This window comes from Proteus sp. G2669 (assembly GCF_009915245.1).
GTDB lineage: Bacteria > Pseudomonadota > Gammaproteobacteria > Enterobacterales > Enterobacteriaceae > Proteus.
This window is the reverse complement of sequence record NZ_JAABLX010000005.1, coordinates 1-5,645: the sequence shown is the minus strand read 5'-3', so window position 1 is coordinate 5,645 and position 5,645 is coordinate 1. Positions and strand designations below refer to the sequence as shown.

General features: G+C 39.3%; 3 protein-coding genes and 3 pseudogenes. 2 read left to right on the top strand and 4 right to left on the bottom strand.

Features of this window, described 5'->3' with window-relative positions:
* Positions 1–64: 64 nt before the first annotated feature.
* Positions 65–1,175, top strand: a pseudogene (locus GWI68_RS00320) (IS3 family transposase).
* Positions 1,176–1,191: 16 nt separating this feature from the next.
* Here the strand turns inward: GWI68_RS00320 and GWI68_RS00315 are convergent.
* Positions 1,192–1,296 (bottom strand): annotated as a pseudogene (locus GWI68_RS00315) (Arm DNA-binding domain-containing protein); the annotation flags it as partial.
* Positions 1,297–1,653: 357 nt separating this feature from the next.
* Complete coding sequence (gene eamB / locus GWI68_RS00310) at positions 1,654–2,241, bottom strand: cysteine/O-acetylserine transporter (RefSeq protein WP_166539061.1); 588 nt, start codon at positions 2,239–2,241, stop codon at positions 1,654–1,656.
* A 105-nt stretch (positions 2,242–2,346) separates the two neighbouring features.
* Here eamB and GWI68_RS00305 point away from each other — a divergent pair, with 105 nt between their 5' ends.
* Positions 2,347–3,231: a LysR family transcriptional regulator gene (locus GWI68_RS00305; protein WP_166539060.1), complete on the top strand. Its 885-nt coding sequence runs from the start codon at positions 2,347–2,349 to the stop codon at positions 3,229–3,231.
* 190 nt (positions 3,232–3,421) lie between these two features.
* Here the strand turns inward: GWI68_RS00305 and GWI68_RS00300 are convergent, their stop codons facing one another.
* Both GWI68_RS00300 and GWI68_RS00295 read right to left on the bottom strand, forming a co-directional pair.
* Positions 3,422–3,787 carry a hypothetical protein gene (locus GWI68_RS00300; RefSeq protein WP_243733272.1) on the bottom strand — a complete coding sequence of 122 codons (366 nt, stop codon included), beginning with the start codon at positions 3,785–3,787 and terminating at the stop codon, positions 3,422–3,424.
* Between the two features lie 618 nt (positions 3,788–4,405).
* Positions 4,406–5,574, bottom strand: a pseudogene (locus GWI68_RS00295) (IS3 family transposase).
* Between the last annotated feature and the right edge of the window lie 71 nt (positions 5,575–5,645).

Genomic DNA, 5,645 nt, shown 5'->3' with positions numbered 1-5,645 from the left:
TGATCTGCTTTAATCAAACAGGACACTTTAATAATGGAATATAATCCAATTATTGAGGTGTTAAATGAAAAAACGAACAAATAGATTTTATACCACTGAGTTTAAGCAAGAAGCGGTCGCATTAGTCACCGAGCAAGGTTATAGCGTTCCAAAAGCGGCAGCTTCTTTAGGGATCGCCGATAAATTACTTTATAACTGGAAAGCAAAATTCGACGCTGAGCTATTAAGGCTTCGAAAGGAAAACAAAGAACTTAGGATGGAGAAAGAGATCCTAAAAAAAGCCAGCGCCCTCCTGCTAAAGGAAACCAAGTAGCGTTTAAAACAATTAAGCAATTATCTTCACAGTTTCCCGTACTGAATCTCTGCAAATTAATGAAAATAAGCCGTTCTGCCTATTACGCTTGGCTCAAACGCCCTGTAAAACTGATCACAGCAGAACAACTTAGCCTGTACCGTAGAGCCAAAGTTATCTTTGAACAGAGTCGAAATAGCTTAGGTTATAGAACGTTACGTAAACGGTTATGCAAAGAGGGCTTTAGCGCGAGTGCGTATGGCGTTCAAAAGCTAATGGCTCAGCTGGGTCCAGTCGTCACTCAACGCGTTGCTTACAAAGTCACCACAAAGCGCAAACACTGTGATGCAGTAGCCGATAATTTGCTAAATCAAAATTTTAATCCTCATGCGTCTAACGAAGTTTGGGCGGGTGATGTGACCTATTTAAAAACAGGCGAAGGCTGGATGTATTTAGCCATCGTGATGGACTTATATTCTCGCCGTATTGTGGGTTGATACATCGATAAACGAATGACGTCAAATTTAGTCAGTAAAGCTTTGATGAAGGCGTATAACTTACGCCAGCCCGAAAAAGGACTAGTCTTTCATAGTGATAGGGGTCACAATATACGAGTAAGCGCTATCGTCACTTACTGACAAGTTATGGTATTCGAGCAAGTATGGGCGATGTTGGAGCCTGTTGGGATAACGCCGTTGTTGAACGATTTTTTGGTAGCTTAAAGCACGATTGGGTACTAAAAATCCCACAGCCGACTCGGAAACAGATGAAAGAAGATGTTACCGCGTATATGCGCTATTACAACCTAGAAAGGCTTCATACTGCCAACGGTGATCTGCCACCCATTGAGTATGAACAAAATTCCTTAAGAAAAGTGTCCTGATTTAGTTGCGCAGAACAGACCCATTAGGTTCAACAATTAAAGACAGTCCGTTGCCATCACCCAGTGAATAGACTTTTTCGCGTGGTTTGGCTTTTTTAATCGCCATGTCCGTTAGCTTCATAAATCACCAGTTTTGTATAGGGTAATTCTATACAAAAAACTATACAACAAATGGTAGAGCTTTCAAGAGACTTCAGGAGACAATGATTTTGTTGGAATGCGGAGGAGAGAACCATACACATCAATCAACATGATAATAATAAACAATTATTTTAATAATAACTTTATAGATACCCCCAAATGTACCCCCTAATATTTTTGTCATGCCTATTTTGAGATGGTTTTTATACTCCGTAGAAACCTTGTGATTTCAAATGACATAATTGCATAAATATCATCAATTAATAATTTTATTGCAAATAATGAAACATTCAAAATCTACATCCCTGTAAATTTTTATTCGATAAAAACCTATCCTTTAAATTACAATCTTAATTGCACAATAAACAAGCAAAGCACTAAGTATGTAATTAATCACTTTGCCATGCTTGGAAAAAACAATTTGCAAGTAATGTCCTGCAAGCGCCCATGCTAGATTTCCAGCGATGCCAATCACAGACAAAATAATGCTCATACCAAAAATAACCAATATATTATTAGAATATGGCAATGCGAATGTTGAAATTGCTGTTATTCCATACAAAATAATTTTCACATTGACAAATTGTAGCCAAAAACTCATCCAAAAACTGATAGGCTTAGTCTCTGCTTTAGATGTTGACGTTTGGCTTTTAGCGATTTTCCATGCCAGCCATAAAATATAGGCAGCGCCAATCCACTTTAGCCACCCCATAAAAATTGGCAGAACTGTTACTAAAGATAATGTAAAAACTGCGCATAAAACCATAATTACAAAAAAACCCAAACTCATTCCCGATAAAACACTAATACTTCGACGAAATCCATATTGAGTAACCGAACTCATTGCAAGGATATTGTTAGGTCCTGGTGTAAACGCTGTTATTAATGTGTATGTTAAAAATGAACTTATAAGCATTGCTATCATCAACTTTCTCCTAAAAAAATGACTCTAGCGCATTTATTAACTTTAAAAAATTGAATGTTTTGATACTATGAATTCGATATTTTCGATTGATATTAGGCTGGTGATATGGACTTGCGGCGACTCATTACATTTAAAACTATCGTTGAGGAAGGTTCTTTTATTCGAGCCTCACGTAAACTTTTTTGCACTCAATCAACTATTACATTTCATATTCAACAGCTTGAACAAGAATTATCAACCAAGCTGTTTGAAAAAATTGGGCGACAAGTAACCTTAACCACTGAAGGCAAAAATATACTACCTCATGTGTATGAACTTATTCGTGTAATGGATTGTATTCGCCAAACAGCACAACATAATGCTGAGCCAAATGGTGATTTACGAGTTGTAACAGGGGAAACATTATTAGCATATAAAATGCCTGTTATTTTAGAGCGCTTTAAACAACAAGCCCCAAAAGTTCGCTTATCCTTACAATCATTAAATTGCTATGTTATCCGTGATGCTTTGTTGGCTGATGAGGCTGATTTGGGTATTTTTTACCGTGTCGGAAATGATAGCGCTTTAACTATGGAAGATTTAGGCTCTCACCGCTTAGTTCTTGTCGCTTCTCCCAATCTTGGTGAAATGGATTTTATATCTCCTAACCAGCATTTACCTGTTAGCTTTGTTATCAATGAACCCCAGTGTATTTTTCGACAATTGTTTGAAACCACAATGCGACAGCGTAACATTACCCTTGAAAACACTATAGAATTATGGAGTATTGAGAGTATTAAACGTTGCGTATCTAGTAATCTAGGCATCTCATATTTGCCATATTTCACTGTTGAAAACGAGTTGCGTTCTGGTGAGCTAAAAGAATTGCCCTTTAACGACCCATTTTTAAGAATAACGGCATTATGTGCTCATCACTCTAAAAAAGTAATAAGCCCAGCCATGAAGGTTTTCATTGAGTGCGTAAAAGAATGTTTCCCAATAGAAGAATGAGTTAAACAAAATAGGATGATTAGGCTGGTGGACTATTCGAACTGTCCCGATATTTTTTGGGTTAGCTGAACCACATATCTTTAAGAGTTTTAGTTGCAAACTAGTCTAATAATATTGGGTTAGTTTAAAGAGGTGAAATAGCCTGTTTAGATTTCCCAACTTCAAATCGGCTTATTGATACTAAGTTTTACTAAGTAGTAACTAGCTGCGCCCCTGTTAGCTGATAACTATTAAACCACTCATAGCGACCTATAGCCGTGACTTTGTTTCCTTTCTGGCAGGTCATAAGCTCCAGCGCGTTAATATCGAATGCCACTATCTTTAATGGGTACGGGCTACGTTTGTCACTCTCCGCCTGAATGGTCATCGTGGCCATAATTTTACCTGTGGCTGTTTTCACTCGCTCAGGGGCTTTTATTACCGTTCCTGATGTGGTGATCCTGATTGATTTTACTTTTCTCATTTCTGGTTTATTCATCTTGATACCATCACAATATAAGCCATCGGTTAAAATAAAATGCTGATGGGACTCTGGAATATTAGGTAATAATTCCAATTTCTATGGGTGATCTAAACGTTAATTTATCCATGATGATACGGGATAATCCCGTATGTAGATATAAGCTATTGATTATACTTAATTCCGTTAAATCGACGGAATCAAAATATAACTAATTGATAACGTTTAATTCTGTCACAAAACCAGATTAACGCTCATTAGTCATCGTTTCAGTGACCAATGGTAAGGGGTGACAATACATTGTTTATATTACTAACGGTCAAATTGACCACCTGAAACCTTATATCAACCTTATGGTTAATACCTTACCGTAACCTTACCGTTATCGGCTTAACCCTCCCCGTAACATCCCCGTCTAACCTTGCCGTAATCTTGCCGTTCAATCACATTATATGGACCGCAATAGGACCGTTATTTTAGCTTTGGTTATTCATGTTCAGAGTAGATAAACTATTGATTTACTCGGTAACGCATATTTGCGTCACGGTAACTTATTGATATTTATTCAGAGGACAAAATTGTCCTGTGGGTATCGCAATGCTTATTTGCATTGTGATTACTTTTGGTGGTTACCAAAGTGGTTACTTTTATCTCATGGCCATTATTAGAATATTGCCAGCCAGTGACGAGCCTCCAATTTCAGAGCTGTAGTGGTCAACTAAAACTGGCCATCATTTTAGAGTTTTTCCAGTATCTCTTTTCGGATTCGTTTGGTGATAATCCTCCGTTATATTCGTGAGGTCTGTGTACGCTGTAATACCCGACAATATAGTCCGTTATTGCATGGACAGCATCACTAAAACTTATGTAGCCAGTCATGGGTACCCACTCGTTCTTCAGGCTCCTAAAGAAGCGCTCCATTGGACTATTATCCCAGCAGTTTCCGCGTCTACTCATACTTTGTTTGATCCGATATCTCCATAGTAACTGCCGAAACTGATTACTTGTATAGTGGCTACCCTGATCACTGTGGAACATCATCCCTGCTGGTTTATCCCGAGTTTCCCACGCCATTTTCAGCGCTTTGATGGTCAATCGACTGTCCGGAGAGAACGACATTGCCCAGCCCACCGGTTTTCTGGCGAACAAATCGAGAACAACGGCGAGATACGCCCAGCGTTGGCCTGTCCAGATATAGGTGACATCGCCACACCACACTTGATTGGGCTCAGTCACTGCAAATTGACGTTCGAGATGATTCGATATAGCAATATGTTCTTGTCCGCCACGTTTGTAGCGGTGTTTCGGTTGTTGACAACTTACAAGGCCGAGCTATTTCATGAGCCTACCGGCAAGCCAACGCCCCATTGGGAAGCCCTTGAACGTTGCCATTATGGCAATACTCCTTGCCCCAGCAGAGCCATGGCTGATGTTGTGTAGTTCCTGAACTTGACTGCGCAATACGGTGCGTCTTCTATCAGGCTGAATAGGACGGGCATTCCAGTATTTATAACTGCTGCGATGAACCCCGAATACATGGCAGAGAGTGGTTACGGGATAACGCGCCCTGAGCTTTCCGATTAACGTAAATTGTTCAGGGAGTCTGACATCAAGAGCGCGGTAGCCTTTTTTAATATTTCATTTTCCATTTCAATACGTTGAAGTTTCTTTTTGAGTTCACGTATTTCAATTTGCTCTGGCGTGATGGGAGAGGCTTTCGGCGTTTTGCCAGCCCGTTCATCGCGCAACTGTTTTACCCATCGGGTCATAGTGGAAAGACCGATATTCATGGCTTTAGCTGCATCAGCAACAGTGTAGTTCTGATCAACAACTAACTGAGCAGATTCATGTTTAAATTCTGCACTGAAATTTCGTTTTTTCATTAAGGCACCTTTATTGTTTGAGGTAAGCATATCACCTCTATTCAGGTGGCCAAATTTATTAAACCACTACA

What these genes read in the sequence shown, in the direction of transcription:
- eamB (WP_166539061.1), bottom strand. Translation starts at nt 2,241, where the DNA reads ATGATAGCAATGCTTATAAGTTCATTTTTAACATACACATTAATAACA.
- GWI68_RS00305 (WP_166539060.1), top strand. Translation starts at nt 2,347, where the DNA reads ATGGACTTGCGGCGACTCATTACATTTAAAACTATCGTTGAGGAAGGT.